Genomic DNA, 19,756 nt, shown 5'->3' on the forward strand with positions numbered 1-19,756 from the left:
GAGGCCCTAATCGTATGTGGTGCGTCGCGTGGTGGCCGAATCGGCCTGAATTTACGAAAAACACCCGCCCGGCGGGTGCCGGGCGGGTGTCGGGTTCGCGAAGGAACCTGCCGGCGGCTACTTGAGGTAGGCGGCCAGGTCGGCTTCGAGGGCGGGCTTCGGCTTGGCGCCGATGACGGTCTTGACGACCTCGCCCTTCTGGAAGACCTTCATCGCGGGGATGGAGGTGATCATGTACTTTGCGGCCAGGGCCGGGTGGTCGTCGACGTTGAGCTTGACGATGTCGATCTTGTCGGAGTTCTCCGCGGCGATCTGGTCGAGGATCGGGCTGACGGCGCGACACGGGCCACACCACTCGGCCCAGAAGTCCACCAGGACGGTCTTCTCGTTGTTGATGACTTCCTGGTCGAAGGTGGCGTCGGTGACGGCGCGTGCTGACATGTAATGCTCCTTAGTTGGTGACGCTTGCAAATTCGGGGTCGCCGGCCGCAGCCAGCAAGTCCTCGGGGAGGGTGGCCAGGTAGTGTTCAGCGTCCAGAGCCGCCACGGTGCCGCTGGCGGCCGCGGTGACCGCCTGGCGGTAGGTGGGGTCGATGACGTCTCCGGCGGCGAACACGCCGGCCTGGCTGGTCTTGGAGGAGCGTCCGGCGACGGCGATGGTGCCCTCGCTGGTGAGATCGAGCAGATCATGCACGAGGTGGGTGCGCGGGTCGTTGCCGATGGCCACGAACAGGCCGCCGACCGCGAGGGCGCTCTCGGTACCGGTGACGGTGTCGCGCAGACGCAGACCCTCAACGGCCTCTTCGCCGTCGATGCCGACGACCTCGGAGTTCCAGACGAACTCGATCTTCGGGTGCGACAGGGCGCGCTCCTGCATGATCTTGGACGCACGCAGGGTGTCCTTGCGGTGAATGATGTAGACCTTGCTCGCGAAGCGGGTGAGGAAGGTGGCCTCCTCCATGGCGGAGTCGCCGCCGCCGACGACGGCGATGACCTTCTCCTTGAAGAAGAAGCCGTCGCAGGTGGCACACCAGGACACGCCCCGGCCGCTCAGACGCTCTTCGTCGTGGATGCCGAGCTTGCGGTAGGCGGACCCGGTGGCGAAAATCACCGACAGGGCCTCGTGCTTCTCGCCGTTGCCGAGGGTGACCGACTTGACGGTGTCGCCGAATTCGAGCTTGGTGACGTCGTCGTAGACGACCTCGGTGCCGAACTTCTCGGCCTGCTCCTGCATCTTGGCCATCAGCTCGGGGCCCTGGATGCCGTCGGCGAAGCCCGGGAAGTTCTCCACGTCGGTGGTGTTCATCAGTTCACCGCCGGCCTCGACCGAACTGGCGATCAGCAGCGGCTTCATGTTCGCGCGCGCAGCGTAGATGGCGGCGGTGAATCCGGCAGGACCCGAACCGATGATGATGATCTGACGCACGCGTAGACTCCTTGAAATCAGTGGAAGAGACGCCTTTCGGCGCCTCACATTCGGGTACAACACATCCTAATCGGATGCTATTCCGCTCCGTCCGGCTGGAGGCCCCGCTGTACAGCCGCTGTTCAGCAAGAGGTTTCCCGGCCGACACCACACTGACGGCCGCCTAACGCCCGAAGCGGGCCTTCAGCGGGGCCAGGAAGCCGTGCAGTTCGGAGCTGCGCATCAGGAACAGCAGGCCGAAGTACAGCCCCGCCATGACTGAACCGATCAGGACCATGGAGAGGATCGCCGGTCCGATCCCCGACACGGCGAAACCGCCCGCCGTGGTGCCGCCCAGCGCGATCAGGATGCCGACGCCAGCGGCGACCGGGACGATGACGGCGACGAAGTACTTCACCAGGCTGCGCAGGATGCGGCTCCCGTCGATGCCGCCGAGCCGCTTGCGCAGCAGCCAGGTGGCCAGGATTGCCTGCAGGATTCCGGACACGGTCACCGTGAGGGCAATGCCGAACGCGATCCACTCCGGCGGGAGCAGGGCGCAGCCGAGCACGCCCGCGATGACCAGGACGACCTGGAACAGGGTGAAGAAGAACGGGGTCCGCGTGTCGCCGAGGGCGTAGAAGGTGCGCTGCACGACGAAGAGCACGCAGAAGGCCACCAGGCCCAGCAGGAAGGCGATGATGACGTTGCCGATGGCCTGCACCTGTTGGAAACCGGCTTCGCCGAAGACCGTGGCGAACGGATAGGCGCAGACCATGATGACCGCGCTGGCTAGCACGATCAGCAGGGTGGTCCCGCGGATGGCCGAGGAGGCGTCCGTGCGGAGCTTGTCGGTGTCTTCGCGGGCGGCGTGCTCGCTCATCCGGGTGAAATAGGCGGTGGCCACGGACACCGTGATGATCGAGTGCGGCAGCATGAAGATCAGCCAGGCCGTGCTCATGACGGTGGAGGAGGCGCCTTCGCCCGATGCGAGGGTCACGACCTGTGTCTCGACGATGCCGGCGACAGTGGTCAGCAGCAGCATGCCGAACGTCCAGCTGGCCATCTTGCCGGCCGCGCCGAGGCCGACACCCCTGAAGGCGAAGTCGGGGCGGTAGCGCAGGCCGATGCGGCGCCAGAAGTAGTACAGCACCACGGCCTGCAGCACCACACCGAGTGTTGCGCTGCCGGCCAACAGCGCGGTCATCCCCGGGGTGAAGTCGCCCGGCGGTCGCTGGCCATCGGTGTCGATGCCGAACAGGAGGCCGAACAGCAGCAGCCCGCCGATGGAGATCACGTTGTTGATCACGGGCACCCAGGTGAACGGGCCGAAGGACTTGCGGGCGTTGAGGACCTCGCCCAGGACCGTGTACAGGCCGTAGAAGAAGATCTGCGGCAGGCACCAGTACGCGAATGCCACGGCCAGGGACAGCTGCTCCGGGGAAAAGCCCAGGCCGATGAATCGGGTGATCAGGGGCGCGAGTAGTGTCGCGGCCAAGGTCGTGATGGCCAGGATGCTCAGGGCCAGGGTGACGAGCTTGTTGATGTACGCGGTCCCGCCGTCATCGTGCAAGCTCGCGCGCACGATCTGGGGAACGAGCACCGCGGTCAAAACGCCGCCCGCCACGATCGTGTACACGGTGTTCGGCAGTTGGTTGGCGACGGTGAAGGCGTCGGGGACGTTGCCGATCTGCCCGATGATGTGGGCGAAGACGATGACCTTGAGGAACCCGAGCAGACGCGAGACGAGAGTTCCCGACGCCAGGATGGCGCTGGCGCGGCCGACGCCGCCCTGACTAGCCACGGGGAGCCGGGGGGACATCATCTGCAGCCGTTGGGGGAGCGGCGGTGGGGTCGCTGTCGAGCGGGTCAGGGTCGGTCGGCGTCCCGGGCGAGGAGACGGTGCCGGCCGCCAGATCTGCCGTGGAGTCGGCGTCGGCTCCGGCCGCCTGGGCACGGTCGCGGCGGCGGTGCACAATGTTGCGCCACACGCCGAATCCGAAGAACAACACGACCAGGGCGGCGAAGATTCGGGATCCGATGCCTTCCCAATCCGCGCGCACGTTGACCGAGATCAACGACGGCTGGCCCAGTTCCGCCCCGGACGGGGCATACAGCGTCACCCTCAGGCTGACCGCTCCGTTTCCGACCGCCGCGGTGACGGGGATCGACACCGTCTTGGCCGAACTGGCATCGATCACGGCTTCGACGTCGTTGCCCACCACCAGGCGGCCGTTGGAGGGAACGACCTGTACCCGCACGGTGACGGCCTGGCCGAGGGCGTTGTTCAATGTGATGGGAATGTCGACCTTGCTTCCGACGACGTTGATCGGGCCCTTGGTGCTCACCGTCACCGACCGCAGCACCTCGGTGGAGGTCGCCAGATTGTCGCCGACGGCGGTACGCCAGTCGTCGGGGTTGGCCTGCCAGGACGTCGCCAGCAGGGCAAGCGCGGAGAGCCGGTAAGGTGCCGTGACGGCGGCCGGATCGGCGAGGGCGGTGGAGAAGCTGACGATCTCGGCTTCCCGGTCGACCAGTCGGCTCGCGAGGTCGACACTGCCGCTGGGCTCGGTCTGCGCCCGGAAGGTCACGTCGGTGGAGACCGGGGTCGCCGCCGCCGCCGTCAGGGTCGTGGGGGCGTACCAGGGCAGGGCCGTCAGTGCGTCGATGGTCTGGCCCAGCCGCGCCGCGGTCGGCGGCCAGCCGCGATCGAGGGTCGCGAGGAGCGTGTGCGCCTGGTCGGGATTCGCGGCGGCGACGACGGCGATCTGGGAGGACAACTCGGCAATGTGCCCACGCCAGTCCTCGTCGGTCGTGGCCATGACGGCCGAGCGCATCGCCGCCGAAATCCCCGTGGCGGCCACGAGGCCGAGTTCGTTGGAACCCAGGTCGACGGTCGTGCTTGTGGTGGTATCGGAGTCGTCCACCGCCACGTTGCCCGAGGCGAGGAGGGTGGTGGTGAGTCCCGCGGCGGCGAATGCGGACAGGTCGGCCTGAGCGACGGCGTTGTCGCCGGGCCAGGCGATGGACGTGGAGGTGTAGTCCCAGGCGAGCAGCTGTTCGAGGGTCGGCACCGTGTTTTCATCGCTGGGCTGCTCAGGGACCGCGGGTTCGTCGGACGATGTCGGTGCGCCCGGATCGACGGCGCCGCCCTCGGGTTCGGGCACGGCCGTGGGCTCCGCGGGAACGAACAGGGTCGGGTCGGTGGCGAAGCTGAGCGAGGTCGGTGCGAGGGGACCGGTCGCTCCGGCCTGCACGGCCAGGGACGGGTCCGAGTCTGCATACCCGAGCGGGAATATATTGTTTTCCGCCAGGTCGAGGCGGTTCAGCCAGGTGACCGCTGACTCCGGTGCGCTCGTTCCGAGAACCCGGATGGAGGCGATGATCATGGGGTCGATGGCGATCGCCACCGGACGATTGATGACGCCGTCGAGCTGGCGGGTCAGGATGCCGGAGCCGGCCGTGTAGGCGGCGAGATCCTCGGCACTGATGAGGCCGGTGCTGTTCGCCGGGGTGGTGATCGGCATAGCCACGGCGAGGTTGACCGGGGTGACGACGGGGGGCTGCAGCGCGGAGGCATCCGGATACCAGACGAAGGTGGACCGGCCGGACGCCCGCACGGTGTCATCGGTGTTGAGGGAGGCCGCGATGCCCCGCGGTCCCCACGGGCTCCACTCGAACAGGCCGAGCTCGGCGCTGGGCACCGTGACCGCGACGGTGACCGAGCTGTCGGGTTGCACGGGGGCGGTGAGCGGGACACTGGTCATCAGATCGCCGGCCTCGTCGTCGTCCTCATCGGGATTGAGCCAGTCGTCGAGGTCGGTTGAGTTGGTCAGCGCCCGCTCGGCCAGGCGAACATCGACGTTTCCGGCGGGGATGGCGGTGGCGGAATCGTTGGTGATTGTGACGGAGAGCTTGAGGTCCTCATTGAGGTGCAGGATCGAGGAGTTGCCCGGTGTGACCTGCAGAGCGACCGTGTCGTCAGCGGCAGCCGTGTGCACCTGCCCGACGGTCAGGGCGGTTGCGGCGGTTGCCGGAGTCGCCGTGGCCAGCGCCGGCCAGAGCAGCAGGGGAGCGCACAGCAGGGCGGCCACCATGCGACGCCGGATTCCGGGGAGCGCGGGCCGACGCGCGTGATTCGGATCGGCCAGCATATACGGGATTCTACGGCGTACCCGGGGGAGAACCCTCCGCGCCGGCTGGGTGGCGCACGGGCGGCACGAGCGAGCAACTACCATTGGGGCATGCAGAGCGTCACGGCAGCCCTCGCAAGACTGGGCGACCTGGCTGCCTCCCCCACGGTGTCCCGTCTGGCGAACTCATTCGCCACGGCCGGTTTCGAACTGGCCCTGGTCGGGGGCCCCGTCCGGGACGCGTTCCTGGATCGGGTCACCAACGACCTCGACTTCACCACCAACGCCACACCGGACCAGATCCTTGGCATCGTCAAGCCGATCGCCGAGGCGCACTGGGACATCGGTCGCGCATTCGGCACCATCGGCGCCCAGATCGCGGGTGAGAAGGTCGAAATCACCACCTATCGGGCCGACAGCTACGACGGGCAGACCCGCCGGCCCGACGTGGTCTTCGGCAGCAGCCTCGACGACGACCTGCTCCGGCGCGACTTCACCGTGAACGCGCTCGCCCTGCGGCTGCCGCAGATCACTCTCGTCGACCCGTCCAATGGCATCGACGACCTGCTCAACGGGGTACTGCGTACACCCACCGCGCCCGAGATCTCGTTCGGCGACGATCCGCTGCGGATGATGCGGGCCGCCCGTTTCACCGCCCAGCTGGGCTTCACCCTCGAGCTCGACACCGCGATCGCCATGGCCGCCATGGCCGGCAGCATCAACATCATCTCCGCCGAACGGGTCGGCGACGAGCTCGGCAAGCTGCTGCGCTCGGCAAACCCGCGGGCCGGCATCGAGTTGCTGGTGGAGTCTGGCCTGGCCGCCATCGTGCTGCCGGAGATCCCGGCCCTGCGCCTGGAAATCGATGAGCACCATCATCACAAGGACGTGTACCAGCACACCCTGACCGTGCTCGACCAGGCCATCGGGTACGAGCGAACCCGCCAGAACCTGACCGAACCCGACCTCGTGGTGCGGCTCGCGGCACTCATGCACGACATCGGCAAGCCGGCCACCCGACGGCTCGAGTCCGGCGGCGTGGTGAGTTTCTACCACCACGACGTGGTCGGCGCGAAGCTGGCCAAGAAGCGGCTGCGCGCGCTGCGCTTCGACAACGACACGATCGCTGCCGTCGGCAAGCTCGTGGAGCTGCACCTGCGGTTCTTCGGTTACACCGAAGGGGCCTGGACCGATTCCGCCGTGCGGCGGTACGTGCGCGATGCCGGCGACCAGCTCGAGCGGCTGCACATCCTTACGCGAGCCGACGTCACGACGCGCAACCGGCGCAAGGCCGACCGTCTGGGCTTCGCCTACGACGACCTCGAACAGCGCATCGGCGAGCTCGCGGCCCAGGAAGAGATGGACTCCGTCCGCCCCGACCTCGACGGTGAAGAGATCATGGCGATCCTGGGCCTGACGCCGGGCCGTGAGGTGGGCGAGGCCTACCGCTACCTCCTGGAGCAGCGCCTCGACGATGGGCCCCTCGGCACTGAGGAAGCCACCCGCCGACTGCAGTCCTGGTGGGCGGCCCGCAGCGCCTGACCCGCCTGTCCGCCCCTTCCTTCTTCGCCGAGTTGCCCATCAGGGCAACTCGCGGGGGAGTGCCCCTCCTCCACAGGTCGAGCCCGGCCGTGTTCTGCACCGCCTCTGCACCGGTCACTGCCCGGCGAGGGCAACTCGCGGAAGATTTCCGATGCGGAGGGCATCGGAGGGGAAGGTGGCGCAATCGCCACGGTTCCAGTAGTCTTGGCAGGTTGTCTGTGTGCCGGATTCCCGGCCTCCACGTTCAACACATGCACAACCCTCCTGTTGCAGAAATACTGCAGCCGTTTAGTCCGAAGGAGGTGGGTTAGTCATGCATCAGTACGAATTGATGGTAATCCTCGATCCCGAGATCGATGAGCGCACCGTAGCTCCCAGCCTTGACAAGTTCCTCAACGTTGTTCGCAACGATGGTGGAACCATTGACAAGGTTGACGTTTGGGGTCGCCGCCGTCTCGCATACGAGATCAACAAGAAGGCCGAGGGCATCTATGCCGTCGTCGACTTCACCGCAAACGCCTCAGCAACTGCCGAGCTCGACCGCCAGCTGAAGCTGTCGGAAGCCGTCATGCGCACCAAGGTGCTTCGCGCAGAAGAGGGCATCGCCCAGGTTGCCGTTGCAAGCAAGCTTGCCGCCGAGAAGGCCGCCCGCAAGGCAGCCAACCCGAAGGCTGCTGTTGCTCCGGTCAAGGCCGACGCTCCTGCCGCAGCTCCCGCTGCCAAGGTCGCCGCATCCGCGAAGCCTGCAGCTGCCCCGGCAGCTCCGGTCGCCGTGGACGCTCCTGCCGAGGCAGACGCCGACAAGGCAAGCGACAAGTAGCCCATGGCCGGCGAGACCGTAATCACCGTGGTGGGCAACCTCACCAGCGATCCGGAACTGCGTTACACGCAGAACGGGCTGGCGGTAGCCAACTTCACCATTGCCTCCACTCCGCGCAATTTCGATCGCGCAACGAGTGAGTGGAAAGATGGCGAGGCACTGTTCCTGCGCGCGAGCGTTTGGCGTGAATTCGCCGAGCACGTGGCCGGTTCACTGACCAAGGGTTCCCGTGTCATCGCTTCCGGGCGTCTCAAGCAGCGTTCGTATGAGACCAAGGAAGGTGAAAAGCGCACGAGCATGGAGCTCGAGATCGACGAAATTGGTCCTTCGCTGCGCTACGCCACCGCCTCCCTCACGCGCGCGCAGTCATCCTCTGCACCCCGCGGCGGCGCGCCCGTCGCGCAGCAGCAGGGTAACGATGAGCCCTGGGCACCCAGCGCCCCCGCAGCCAACACTGGCGGCGGCGACGTCTGGAACACCCCGGGCAACTTCAGCGACGAGACCCCCTTCTAAGCCGAACCTCACGGTTGACGGCTGCACTCACACGTTTTAGAAAGTTAGGAAATCATGGCTGGAAAGTCGAGCGGCGACCGCCGCAAGCCGCTCCGCGGTGCTAAGGGTGGCAAGAACGCCGCTCCCGCGAAGTCGATCCGGGTTGGTGTCATCGATTACAAAGATGTCCCCACTCTTCGGAAGTTCATCTCAGAGCGTGGAAAGATTCGCGCCCGCCGCATCACCGGCGTCTCCGTCCAGGAGCAGCGCCTGATCGCGCGTGCCGTCAAGAACGCCCGCGAAATGGCCTTGCTGCCCTACGCCGGCTCAGGCCGGTAAGGAGCCCTCACATGTCGAAATTGATTCTGACGCACGAGGTCTCCGGCCTCGGTACCCCCGGTGACATCGTTGATGTCAAGAACGGGTTCGCTCGCAACTACCTTCTCCCCCAGGGCTTCGCTGTTGCGTGGACCCGCGGTGGCGAAAAGCAGATCGAGCAGATCAAGGCCGCCCGCGTAGCCCGCGAGCACGCCACCCTCGAAGAGGCCCAGGCTCTCAAGGCAACCCTTGAGAACACCAAGGTCAAGCTGGTCGTCAAGGCCGGCGCCGGCGGACGCCTGTTCGGCTCCGTCAAGACCACCGACGTGGCCGACGCGGTTGCCGCGGCCGGCCTCGGTGCCATCGACAAGCGCAAGATCGAGCTCAGCCCGATCAAGCTGACCGGTGAGCACACCGCGACGGTTCGTCTGCGCGACGAGGTCAGCGCGACCATCACCCTTCAGGTGGTAGCCGCAAAGTAGTCTCGTTTCACCAGGAGTAGCGGCGGTTTCGAAAGGAACCGCCGCTACTCCTTTTTAACGGCACGCACGTAGCCCCAATTATTGGCACATTTGTCTCGACTTTTGCACCGCTTTGTGCACAGGTGTCCACCTATTTCATCAACATTCAATCGAGTATTGAAACTAGTTTCTCCACACACATGTGAGTAGTTTTAATCACTGATCAGAAGCTATTTTGAGTTTAATATTCGTGAGTTGTCCACAGCCGAGTGCACAGGTTGTGCACAAGTCGCCCGGCGTTTCGCGCAGATTACTCACAGAGTTATCCACAGGGTGGTTTGGCTGCGCAGAGGAGTCTCTCTATGGTGGGCAAGCAGGTATTCGCTCTTGTGCGCCTGCCTACCGGATGATCGCTGTCAGCGGCTCCTGATACACCAGAACCACACCAACACGAGGAGGCTCGGCGTGTCGATAGCTCACCTGGGTTACGCCGATCAACGCGGCTCAGATCAACGCGGCTCCGAGTACCGTGGCAGCTCCGAACCGCGCCATGCCGAACGCACCCCGCCGCACGACCTGCTGGCGGAGCAGAGCGCCCTGGGCGGCATGATGCTGAGCAAGGACGCCGTCGCCGATGTGGTCGAGACCGTCCGCGCGGCCGATTTCTACGTTCCCAAGCACGAGATCATCTTCGATGCGATCCTCTCGCTGTACGCACAGGGTGAACCCACCGACGTCATCACCGTCACCGACGAGCTGACCAAGCTCGGCGAGATCTCCCGCGCCGGCGGCGCCGACTACCTGCACACCCTCACCAGCCTGGTGCCCACCGCCGCCAACGCCGGCTTCTATGCGACCATCGTGGCCGAACGGTCCATGCTCCGTAAGCTCGTCGACGCCGGAACCCGGATCGCGCAGATGGGTTACGCGGGGGAGGGTGAGGTCCTTGACCTGGTGAACACCGCCCAGGCCGAGATCTACTCGATCACCGGCAGCACCGAGACCGAAGACTACGTTCCCCTCACCGACGCCGTCACGGCCGCCATCGAGGACATCGAGGCCGCCAAGCTCAAGGACGGCCAGTTCACCGGCGTTCCGACCGGGTTCGCCGACCTCGACGAGCTCACCAACGGTTTCCACGGCGGCCAGCTCATCATCGTCGCCGCCCGCCCCGCCCTCGGTAAGTCCACCCTGGCGTTGGACTTCGCCCGGGCTGCCTCCATCCACCACGACATGCCGAGCATCTTCTTCTCGCTCGAAATGGGCCGCAGTGAGATCGCCATGCGCCTGCTCGCCGCCGAGGCATCCGTGCCCCTGCAGAGCATGCGCAAGGGAAACGTCGAGGCGCGCGACTGGACCACCATCGCCGCCACCCGCGGACGCATCAACGATGCCCCGCTCTACATCGACGACAGCCCCAACATGACCCTCGTCGAGATCCGCGCCAAGTGCCGCCGGCTCAAGCAGCGCGTCGGCCTCAAGCTTGTCGTGATCGACTACCTGCAGCTGATGACGTCGGGCAAGAAGGTCGAATCCCGTCAGCAGGAGGTCAGCGAGTTCTCCCGAGCGCTCAAGCTGCTCGCCAAGGAGCTGCAGGTTCCCGTGATCGCCCTCTCCCAGCTGAACCGTGGCCCGGAGCAACGCGCCGACAAGATGCCCGCCATCTCCGACCTGCGCGAGTCAGGTTCACTCGAGCAGGATGCCGACATGGTGATCCTGCTGCACCGCGAGAGCGCCTACGAAAAAGACAACCCGCGCGCTGGCGAGGCCGACCTGATCGTGGCCAAGCACCGTAACGGCCCCACCCGCACCGTGACGGTGGCCTTCCACGGCCACTACTCGCGCTTCGCGGACATGGTGCCCGGCGCGTAGCGTCCACCACCGGTTCCTCCGACAGAGGGCCTGACGACGGGGAATTCCCCGCCCGTCAGGCCCTCTTTCTGCGCGCCGACCGGGGTCAGCCCGTGACGGCCTTCCGTGAGAAAGTATTAGTGAGTCGGATCAGAAATGAGTAGACTCGGATACAGATCACGAAGGAAGGCAAGGCACATGAGAGCGTTCGTTGTCGACAAGTACAAGGGCCCCCTGCGGGATGCTGACGTCCCCGAGCCCACAATGGGCGAGCGGGACGTGCTCGTGCAGGTTCGGGCCGCCGGGCTCAACGTGCTCGACGAGAAGATCCGTGCCGGCGAGTTCACGCAGATCCTGCCCTACCGGCTGCCCCTGATCCTGGGCCATGACGTTGCCGGCACTGTCATCAGGGTCGGCGCGAAGGTGGGCGGCTTCAAGCCCGGTGACGTGGTCTACGGCCGTCCCGAGAAGGACAGCATCGGCACGTTCGCCGAACGCATCGCTGTCGACGAAGCCGACCTGGCGCTCGCGCCGGTGTCGGTCACGATCGAAGAGGCAGGTTCGTTGCCGTTGGTGGCGCTCACCGCGTGGCAGGCACTTGTCGAACGCGGCAAGGTCAAGCCGGGGCACAAGGTCCTCATCCACGCCGGCGCCGGAGGCGTCGGATCGATTGCCATCCAGCTGGCCAAGCACCTCGGTGCAACCGTCGCCACCACGGTCAGCGCCGGTAACGCAGACTTCGTGCGTGACCTCGGTGCCGACACCGTCATCGACTACCGCAACCAGGACTTCGAAGAACTCCTCAGCGGCTACGACCTGGTGCTCGACAGCCTGGGTGGGGAGAACCTCGAGAAGTCCCTGCGGGTGCTGAAGCCCGGCGGCAAGGCGATCGGGATCTCCGGCCCGCCCGACCCGACCTTCGCCCGCGACACACGCTTGAATCCGGTGCTCCGTCTGATCATCACCGGCCTGAGCGCCGGCGTCCGCCGCCGCGCCAGGGCGCTCGGCGTGACGTACGAGTTCCTGTTCATGCGCGCCAGTGGCGACCAGCTTCGCCTGATCGCGACCCTTGTCGATGACGGTGTTCTGCGCCCCGTTGTCGGCCGCGTCGTCCCCTTCGACCACACCATCCAGGCCCTGCAGAACCTCGAAAAGGGCGGCATCCGCGGCAAGACCGTGATCAGCAACCCCTAGGCACCGCAACAGCCCCGCCAACAGGCAAAACCCACCGCAGACTCATCGGGAGAAACACCATGAACACCAACGGCACCTCACCAGAGCACGTCATCACCTCTTACGCGAAGGCGCCGACCCGCACAATTGCCGCCGGCGGGGTCGACTTCGCGTACCGCGAACTGGGGCCAACTGGCGGCGTTCCGGTCGTCTTCTTCGTGCACCTGGCTGCGACGCTGGATAACTGGGATCCGCGCATCATCGACCCCATCGCGAAGAACCATCACGTCATCACCTTCGATAACCGCGGTGTCGGCGCCTCAACGGGGACGGTGCCCGACACCATCGAAGCGATGGCCGACGACGCATACGACGTCATCAGTGCTCTCGGGTTCGACACCATCGACATCTTCTCGTTCTCCCTCGGTGGGATGGTGGCCCAGGCCCTCGTGTACAAGCACCCCGAGCTTGTCCGCAGGTTGATCCTCACCGGCACGGGACCCCGAGGCGGCAAGGACATGGACAAGGTCGCCGGGACGACCTACTTCGATATGTTCCGGGCAACGCTGACGCGGTCGGACCCGAAAGAGTTTCTGTTCTTCAACCGCAACGCGGCCGGAAAACGTGCTGCGAAAGCGTTCGTCCAGCGCCTCGAGGAACGCACCATCGACCGGGACGCCCCGATCACGATCACGGGCTTCCGGACGCAGCTCAAGGCCATCAAGAGCTGGGGACGCGGCGCCCCGACCGACCTGGCCGGGATCGTCCGGCCGACCCTCATCGCCAATGGCGACAACGACCGGATGGTGCCCTCGATCCTCTCCGAGGACCTGCACCGCCGCATCGACGGGTCAGAGCTGATCATCTACCCCGACTCCGGGCACGGCGGGATCTTCCAGTTCCACGAGGAGTTCGTCCCGGCCGCGTTGACGTTCCTCGCCCGCTCAGATAGCCGGAGGTAGCCCAGCCACTAACGATCATGCGCATAATTGAGCACGATCAGATTCGATTTTCTAAGGACACGCCATGCCAATCGCCCCACAGCCGGTCGGTCGCCGTGAACGGAACAAACAGCAGAAACTCGACCGCATCACTGCCGCCGCTCGGGAGCTCTTTGCCGAGCACGGTGTTGATGACGTCACGACTCAGCAGATCGCCGACAAGGCCGACATCGGCGCCGGCACACTGTTCCTCTACGCCAAGACCAAGGGCGAGCTGCTCCTCCTCGTGCAGAACGCCAGCTACGCTGATGCGCTCGTGAGCGGCACGGCCGCGGCAGACGCGATCCCTGACGTGCTCGAAGGGGTGATGGCGATAGTCCGGCCGGTCGTGGAGTGCAACCGCACTCAGATCGACAACGGCAGGACCTACCTGCGTGAGATGGTCTTCGGGGATCCCCAGGAGCCGCATCACCGCGACGCCCTCGCATTGACCGTGCAGACCGAGGAGGCGATCGCAGGGGTCCTGCAGCGGGATGCGCGCATCACGCCGACGACGGCCGCGACGCTCGCACACGTGGTGTCCGCGATCATGTTCCTCACGATGGCGGCCACGGTCAACATCGGGAGCACCGTCGATGACCTCCTCAGCGAGATCAGGGCCCAGGTCCTCGTGCTCTTACCTGGCTGAGTACCAGGGCCCGGATGCGGCTCCACCACTACGACAGAGGGTCAGTCCGCGCGCGTCGCGTCCACCTCGGCGGCGCCGGGTGCCGCAGCCACGTCGGCTGCCGTCACATCGTCCTCTGCCGAGAGCTCGGCCGACGCGGACGGATCCTCCAGTGGCGCAGCACCGCGCGCCCGGCGCGGCCAGAGCGTGCGCCGTTCCCGGGTCTGCAGGGAGACGTTTCCGGCGGCATCCGTGATCGCGGCATTGATACGACCGTCCATCTGGTCTCCGAAGTGGTCGTCGAAGTTGTCTTCCAGGTGGTTGGTGACGCTCTTGCTGATCCGGCGCGACAACTCCTCGCGACGCACCCGGCGCTCCGCCTGCACGAGCACCTGGTGTTCCTCCCGGAAGGCGCGGTAGGTGGCGATGCACATGCCGATCATCACCACGCTGACCGGGATGGCCGTGAGGATGGCACCGGTCTGCAGGGCGGACAGGCCGCCGGCGAGCAGCAGGGCGATCGCGACGATGCCGACCAGGCTGGCCCACAGGATGCGGCTCCACTTGGGCGGGTCGGTCTCGCCGCCGGAGGCGAGCATGTCGATCACGAGCGAGCCGGAATCGGCCGAGGTGATGAAGAAAATCGCGACGATCGCGACCGCCAGCACCGCCAGCACCGGCCCGAACGGAAGCGCGGCCAGGAAGTCGAAGAGCACGTTCTCCGGCACGATCCCCACCTCGGGGTCGACCAGGGCAGCGGGGCTCTCCCAGACCTGGCGGATGACGCTGCCGCCCATGACGGCGAACCAGAGGAACGTGACGAAAGTGGGGACCAGGAGGACCCCGGCGACGAACTCCCGGACGGTGCGGCCACGGGAGATCCGGGCGATGAAGACGCCGACGAACGGCGCCCAGGAGATCCACCAGCCCCAGTAGAAGACCGTCCAGCTGCCCTGCCAGTCCAGACCCGCCTGGCCGGTGAAGGCGCTGGCGTCGAAGGTGAGGCCGACGATGTTCTGGAAGTAGCCGCCGAGGGACTCCACGAAGACCCGCAGCAGGTACATGGTGGGGCCAAGCAGCAGCACGGCGATGAGGAACAGCCCGGCCGCGCCGAGGTTGATGTTGGAGAGCCACTTGATGCCCTTGCCGACACCGCTGACGGCGCTGGCGGTGGCGATGATGGTGATGATCACGATCAGGACCACGAGCAGGGTGTTGCTCACCGAGTCCACAACGCCCAGGTGACGCAGGCCCGCGGCGATCTGCTTGACACCGAGCCCGAGCGACGTCGCCACCCCGAACAGGGTGCCCACGATCGCGGTGACGTCGATGGCGTCGCCCAGGCGACCCTTCACCTTGTCGCCGAGCAGCGGCTCCAAGGCCCAACGGATCGACACCGGCCGGCCCTTGCGGTGAATGGCGTACGCCAGCGACAGGCCGACCACGGCGTAGACCGCCCAGGCGTGGAAGCCCCAGTGCAGGAAGGTCTGGGACATGGCGGCCGCCGCAAGCTCCGGACGGCTACCGTGCACACCCGGCTTGGGCTCCAGGAAGTAGGTGAGCGGCTCGGCTGCCCCCCAGAACACCAGGCCGATGCCCATGCCGGCGGCGAAGAGCATCGAGAACCAGGACATCAGCCCGAATTCCGGCTTGTCGTCGTCCTGGCCGAGTTTGATGTCACCGAACCGGCTCAGCCCCATCCACAACGCGAAGATGACGACGAAGGCCACCAGGACGAGGTAGTACGGGCCGAGACCGGCCACCACCAGGGTCTGCAGCTGCGCGAGAGCGGCGCCGGTGCCCACCGGGAAGACGATGCTGACGAGGACCACGGCCACGATGATGCCCAGCGCCGGGTAGAAGATGCGCGGGGCCGGCACGTGCACCCCGAATCGCGGTTTCCGAGCGGTCGGAGCGGATGGAGCGGGCGGTGCTGACGGTGATGGCGGAGCGCTGGGGAGGCGCTCCGCGCCGTCGTGTTCGGTGGAACTGATAACGGGCAACCAATCGGGTTTTGGGCATCCGTTTCACCGAGCACGGCTCGGGTGTGGATGCCGGCAGCAGTGCGGGAAGATCAGGCGATTCGTACGGCGTGGGCGCCCCAAGGCAACCCAGGCAATCCTTCAGCCTACGAGGTCGGCGGTGCTCCTGGCCAACCGGGCAGGGTCTTTCGGCCCTGAAAACTGCCCCGGGCCGGGAATGCCCGACGGTACGCTACGGAGTGAGATCGCCCTGGGACGCGCGAACGACCCCGTTTCGCTCGTCAGGTGGCAGATGCGTCAAAGGAGTGGTTACTCGTGAAGGTTGGCATTGGGCGTGAACGCCGAGAGGGCGAAAAGCGCGTCGCAGCAACACCGGAAACGGTGACCCAACTCACCGCGCTCGGGGTCGACGTCACCGTCGAAGCCGGCGCCGGGCTGGCCGCTGGCTACTCCGACGCCGCCTATGAGAATGCCGGCGCGCAGCTGGTCGCGGACTTCGACGCCACCGCGTTCGACGTGCTCTGTCACGTGCGTCCGCTGAGTCCCGAGCTGGCCGCCACGCTGCCGGCCGGAATCATCACGGTGGGTCTAGCCTCGCCGGCGTCCGAACTGCCCACCGTGGCAGCCCTGGCCGCCGCGAGGGTCACGTCGTTCGCGCTCGAACTGGTGCCACGTATCTCCCGGGCCCAGTCGATGGACGCGCTCACCTCGCAAGCCCTGGTCGCCGGCTACCGGGCGGTGCTCGAAGCCACCATCCGCTTCCCCCGGTTCTTCCCGCTCTACATGACCGCGGCCGGCACCATCCCGCCGGCCCGGGTGCTCGTGCTCGGCGCCGGTGTCGCCGGCCTGCAGGCCATCGGCACCGCCAAGCGCCTCGGCGCCCGGGTCTCCGCCTACGACGTGCGGCCGGCATCCGCCGACGAGGTCACCTCGATGGGCGGCACCTTCATCTCACTCGACCTGGCCGCCGTCGAAGGCTCCGGAGGTTACGCCAGCGAACTGGCCGAGGACCGTGCCGTGCGCCAACGCGAACTGCTCGCCCCGCACGTGGCCAAGGCGGATGTGCTCATCACCACCGCCGCGATCCCCGGCCGCCCCGCCCCGCTGCTGGTGACCCGCCAGATGGTCGCGGGCATGCCCGCCGGCTCCGTGGTCATCGACCTCGCCGCCGAAACCGGCGGCAACGTCGAGGGCGTGCTCCCCGGGGTCGACCAGGCAGTGCCCACCGCGGCCGGTGACGGCATCGTCACCCTGGTCGGCATGCGGGACGCCGCCTCCGCCATGGCCTCCGACGCATCGCGTCTGTACGCCAAGAACGTGGCCAACCTGCTCGCGCTGATGACCAGTGACGGCCAGGTCGTTCCCGACTTCGCCGACGAGGTCATCGCCGGCGCCTGTCTCACCGCCGACGGCGAGGTGCGTCACGCACCGACCGCTGCCGCGCTGGAAGGAAAAAACTGATGGATCCGATCACCCTCCTGACGGTCATCGTGTTGACCGTCTTCGTCGGCTTCGAGGTGGTCTCCAAGGTGTCCAGCACCCTGCACACCCCCTTGATGAGCGGCGCCAACGCCATCCACGGCATCATCCTGATCGGCGCGATCATCGTCGCCGGCCAGCTGGACGACCCATGGCTGATCGCCGTGGCCCTGCTCGCCGTGGCCCTCGCCACCGCCAACCTCGTCGGCGGCTTCGTCGTCACCGACCGGATGCTGGGCATGTTCCGCGGCCGGAAGCCCGCCGTCACCTCGAAGGACACCACCAAATGAGCATCCTCAGCGCCGAGTGGACCGCACTGCTGTACCTGGCAGCGGCCGTCTGCTTCATCCTCGCCCTCAAAGGCCTGAGTTCGCCCCGCACCGCCCGGCGCGGCAATCTGATCGGCGCCGCCGGCGCCACGCTCGCCGTGGTCACGGTGTTCCTGTCGGCCAAGCTCGACAACATCCCGCTGATCCTGCTCGCGATCGCGGTCGGTTCCGCGATCGCGGCCCCCATCTCCCGTCGTGTGCAGATGACCCAGATGCCCCAACTGGTGGCCCTGTTCAACGGCGTCGGCGGCGGGGCCGCGGCCCTGGTCGCGATGCTCGAGCTCGGTCACAGCGAGGGTCCCTGGGTTCTCGTGGCCGTGGTCTTCACCATGCTCGTCGGCGCGGTGTCGTTCGCCGGTTCCGCGATCACCGTGGCCAAGCTGCAGGAACTGATCACCACCCGTCCGGTGGTGTTCCCCGGCATGAAGTGGGTCATGACCCTGGCCGTCGTGGCCGCCCTCGTCATCGGCGGGCTCGTCGTGGCCACGGGGTCCATCGGCTGGGCGCTTCTGCTCCTGGTGCTCGGCCTGGCCGTCGGCCTGCTGCTCGTGCTGCCCGTCGGCGGCGCCGACGTGCCCATCGTCATCTCACTGCTCAACGCCTTCACCGGTCTCGCGGTCGCCGCATCCGGTGTGGTGTTGGACAACGTGCTGCTCGTGGTCGCCGGCACCCTGGTCGGTGCCAGCGGTACCATCCTCACCCGCGCCATGGCCTCCGCCATGGGTCGTGGCGTCAGCGGCATCATGTTCGGGGCCTTCCGCGGCGGCTCGACCGCCGGCTCCACGACGCAGAGCGACCGCCCGGTGCGCTCCTCGAACCCCGAGGACGTCGCCGTGATGCTCGCCTACGCGCAGCGGGTGGTGATCGTGCCCGGCTACGGCCTGGCCGTGGCCCAGGGCCAGCACACCATCGCCGAGCTCGCCACAACCCTCGAGGCGCGCGGCGTCGACGTGGCGTTCGCGATCCACCCCGTCGCCGGGCGGATGCCCGGACACATGAACGTGCTGCTCGCCGAGGCCAACGTGCCCTACGAGTCGCTCAAGGAGATGGCCGAGGTCAACCCCGAGTTCAAGAACACCGACGTCGTGCTCGTGGTCGGCGCGAACGACGTCGTCAACCCGGCCGCCAAGACCTCGCCGGGCGCGCCGATCTACGGGATGCCGATCCTCGAGGTCGAAGAGGGCCGCCAGATCGTCTTCCTCAAGCGGTCGATGCGCCCGGGGTTCGCCGGCATCGAGAACGAGCTGCTCTTCGACCCGAAGACCACGCTGCTGTTCGGCGACGCCAAGGACTCGCTCACCAAGGTGCTTGGCGCGGTCAACGCGCTGTAGTTTCGCCGGCCGGACAGCGGGAAATCGGGGGAGGGGCCGCCGGCTCAGCCGAGGGTTCCCCAGAGGTTGCGCTCGGCCAGCACCGACCGCAGCCGCGCCTTGGCGTGGTTGGATCGCACGATCCACCGGGCATCCGGGTCGTCGCTGCCGGTCAGGCCGCGGAAGGCGGCGAGGCCCGCCGCCGGGCTCGCGGCGATCGCCACGCTCCAGCCGTAGCCCAGGGCCTGGCGCAGCACCCGGTGCGCCTCACGGGCGCGCACCGGGTCGGCAGCCAGCGGTTCGCCGCCGAGCAGCAGGGCCGTGGCCCGGTCGCAGACCCGCAGCGCCAGCGCCTGGGCGTCGTCATCGGCCAACAGCCGTGGCTCGCAGATCGCGGCCACCGCGGCCCGTGCCAGCCAGGCATCCGCCGCGGCCGACCAGTCCTCGACGACGGCGTGCATCAGGGCCGGGTCGGCGTCCCCGATCAACTGCAGCGCCCGAGCGGCGCCCTCCCGCACCCGCCAGCGCTCGTCGGCGGCGGCCCGGCGGAGCGCCGCGAGGGCGGCGGTCCGGTCCGGGGGAGTCAGCGCGAGCCGGCCGAGCCCCTCGGTGCCGCAGAAGGCCAGGTACTCGTCGGACGAGTCGGCCAGGCTCCAGATGAGCTCGGCCGGCGCCGCGGCGGCGAACGCATCGGCGAGCGGCAGGTTGGCCCGCGGGCCCGGCAGGCCGGAGCGAGCGGTGAGGTAGCCGGGCACCTCGGCCGGAGCCCGTGCCAGCAGGTCCGCCAAGGCGGCCGCGTCCTCCCCGGGGCTGACCCGCACGCTGCCGGCCGGTACGTTCGATGTGACCACGG

The 19,756-nt window shown here is 67.2% G+C and carries 17 protein-coding genes and 1 pseudogene; 12 read left to right on the forward strand and 6 right to left on the reverse strand.

Annotated features, from left to right (window positions below):
* Positions 1 to 117: 117 nt before the first annotated feature.
* The 4 genes from trxA to CXY76_RS08225 form a co-directional block, all read right to left on the reverse strand.
* On the reverse strand, positions 118 to 441 hold the full coding sequence (gene trxA / locus CXY76_RS08210; protein ID WP_066598673.1) for a thioredoxin: 324 nt from the start codon (positions 439 to 441) through the stop codon (positions 118 to 120).
* A 10-nt stretch (positions 442 to 451) separates the two neighbouring features.
* The gene (gene trxB / locus CXY76_RS08215) at positions 452 to 1,426 is read right to left on the reverse strand and encodes a thioredoxin-disulfide reductase (protein WP_104163746.1); all 975 of its coding nucleotides are present in this window, start codon (positions 1,424 to 1,426) and stop codon (positions 452 to 454) included.
* Between the two features lie 163 nt (positions 1,427 to 1,589).
* The gene (gene murJ / locus CXY76_RS08220; protein ID WP_233199647.1) at positions 1,590 to 3,209 is read right to left on the reverse strand and encodes a murein biosynthesis integral membrane protein MurJ; all 1,620 of its coding nucleotides are present in this window, start codon (positions 3,207 to 3,209) and stop codon (positions 1,590 to 1,592) included.
* Entirely contained in the window at positions 3,202 to 5,559 is a 2,358-nt protein-coding gene (locus CXY76_RS08225) for a DUF6049 family protein (protein ID WP_146073407.1), read from the reverse strand. The genes murJ and CXY76_RS08225 overlap by 8 nt, the downstream gene beginning before the upstream one ends.
* A 90-nt stretch (positions 5,560 to 5,649) precedes the next feature.
* On the opposite strand from CXY76_RS08225, the gene CXY76_RS08230 reads away from it, so the two are divergent.
* The 9 genes and pseudogenes from CXY76_RS08230 (at position 5,650) to CXY76_RS08270 (ending at position 13,824) form a co-directional block, all read left to right on the forward strand.
* Positions 5,650 to 7,080: a CCA tRNA nucleotidyltransferase gene (locus tag CXY76_RS08230; protein ID WP_104163749.1), complete on the forward strand. Its 1,431-nt coding sequence runs from the start codon at positions 5,650 to 5,652 to the stop codon at positions 7,078 to 7,080.
* Positions 7,081 to 7,393: 313 nt separating this feature from the next.
* Positions 7,394 to 7,756, forward strand: a pseudogene (rpsF, locus tag CXY76_RS08235) (30S ribosomal protein S6); the annotation flags it as partial.
* Positions 7,757 to 7,903: 147 nt separating this feature from the next.
* Positions 7,904 to 8,413: a single-stranded DNA-binding protein gene (locus tag CXY76_RS08240; RefSeq protein ID WP_088457765.1), complete on the forward strand. Its 510-nt coding sequence runs from the start codon at positions 7,904 to 7,906 to the stop codon at positions 8,411 to 8,413.
* 54 nt (positions 8,414 to 8,467) lie between these two features.
* On the forward strand, positions 8,468 to 8,731 hold the full coding sequence (rpsR, locus tag CXY76_RS08245) for a 30S ribosomal protein S18 (protein ID WP_035835236.1): 264 nt from the start codon (positions 8,468 to 8,470) through the stop codon (positions 8,729 to 8,731).
* 11 nt (positions 8,732 to 8,742) lie between these two features.
* Positions 8,743 to 9,192: a 50S ribosomal protein L9 gene (gene rplI / locus CXY76_RS08250; RefSeq protein ID WP_088457764.1), complete on the forward strand. Its 450-nt coding sequence runs from the start codon at positions 8,743 to 8,745 to the stop codon at positions 9,190 to 9,192.
* A gap of 444 nt (positions 9,193 to 9,636) precedes the next feature.
* On the forward strand, positions 9,637 to 11,043 hold the full coding sequence (dnaB, locus tag CXY76_RS08255) for a replicative DNA helicase (protein ID WP_104163751.1): 1,407 nt from the start codon (positions 9,637 to 9,639) through the stop codon (positions 11,041 to 11,043).
* A gap of 177 nt (positions 11,044 to 11,220) precedes the next feature.
* Entirely contained in the window at positions 11,221 to 12,216 is a 996-nt protein-coding gene (locus CXY76_RS08260) for an NADP-dependent oxidoreductase (RefSeq protein WP_104163752.1), read from the forward strand.
* 59 nt (positions 12,217 to 12,275) lie between these two features.
* A complete protein-coding gene (locus CXY76_RS08265) occupies positions 12,276 to 13,157 on the forward strand; it encodes an alpha/beta fold hydrolase (RefSeq protein WP_104163753.1) in 882 nt (293 codons plus the stop codon).
* 64 nt (positions 13,158 to 13,221) lie between these two features.
* Positions 13,222 to 13,824 carry a TetR/AcrR family transcriptional regulator gene (locus CXY76_RS08270; RefSeq protein ID WP_104163754.1) on the forward strand — a complete coding sequence of 201 codons (603 nt, stop codon included), beginning with the start codon at positions 13,222 to 13,224 and terminating at the stop codon, positions 13,822 to 13,824.
* Positions 13,825 to 13,865: 41 nt separating this feature from the next.
* Here the strand turns inward: CXY76_RS08270 and CXY76_RS08275 are convergent, their stop codons facing one another.
* A complete protein-coding gene (locus CXY76_RS08275; RefSeq protein ID WP_233199648.1) occupies positions 13,866 to 15,683 on the reverse strand; it encodes a BCCT family transporter in 1,818 nt (605 codons plus the stop codon).
* A 417-nt stretch (positions 15,684 to 16,100) separates the two neighbouring features.
* On the opposite strand from CXY76_RS08275, the gene CXY76_RS08280 reads away from it, so the two are divergent.
* From CXY76_RS08280 to CXY76_RS08290, 3 genes are read left to right on the forward strand one after another with little or no spacing between them, the layout of a single operon-like run.
* Positions 16,101 to 17,246, forward strand: a complete 1,146-nt coding sequence (locus CXY76_RS08280; RefSeq protein ID WP_104163755.1) for a Re/Si-specific NAD(P)(+) transhydrogenase subunit alpha — start codon at positions 16,101 to 16,103, stop codon at positions 17,244 to 17,246.
* Positions 17,246 to 17,554 carry an NAD(P) transhydrogenase subunit alpha gene (locus CXY76_RS08285; protein ID WP_104163756.1) on the forward strand — a complete coding sequence of 103 codons (309 nt, stop codon included), beginning with the start codon at positions 17,246 to 17,248 and terminating at the stop codon, positions 17,552 to 17,554. Before CXY76_RS08280 ends, CXY76_RS08285 begins: the two co-directional genes overlap by 1 nt.
* Positions 17,551 to 18,924, forward strand: a complete 1,374-nt coding sequence (locus CXY76_RS08290; protein ID WP_104163757.1) for an NAD(P)(+) transhydrogenase (Re/Si-specific) subunit beta — start codon at positions 17,551 to 17,553, stop codon at positions 18,922 to 18,924. The genes CXY76_RS08285 and CXY76_RS08290 overlap by 4 nt, the downstream gene beginning before the upstream one ends.
* Positions 18,925 to 18,968: 44 nt before the next feature.
* Here CXY76_RS08290 and CXY76_RS08295 read toward each other — a convergent pair whose 3' ends face one another.
* On the reverse strand, positions 18,969 to 19,754 hold the full coding sequence (locus CXY76_RS08295; RefSeq protein ID WP_199190235.1) for a HEAT repeat domain-containing protein: 786 nt from the start codon (positions 19,752 to 19,754) through the stop codon (positions 18,969 to 18,971).
* Positions 19,755 to 19,756 lie beyond the last annotated feature (2 nt).

The sequence above is a fragment of the Cryobacterium sp. N22 genome, from assembly GCF_002929555.1.
Classification (GTDB): domain Bacteria; phylum Actinomycetota; class Actinomycetes; order Actinomycetales; family Microbacteriaceae; genus Cryobacterium.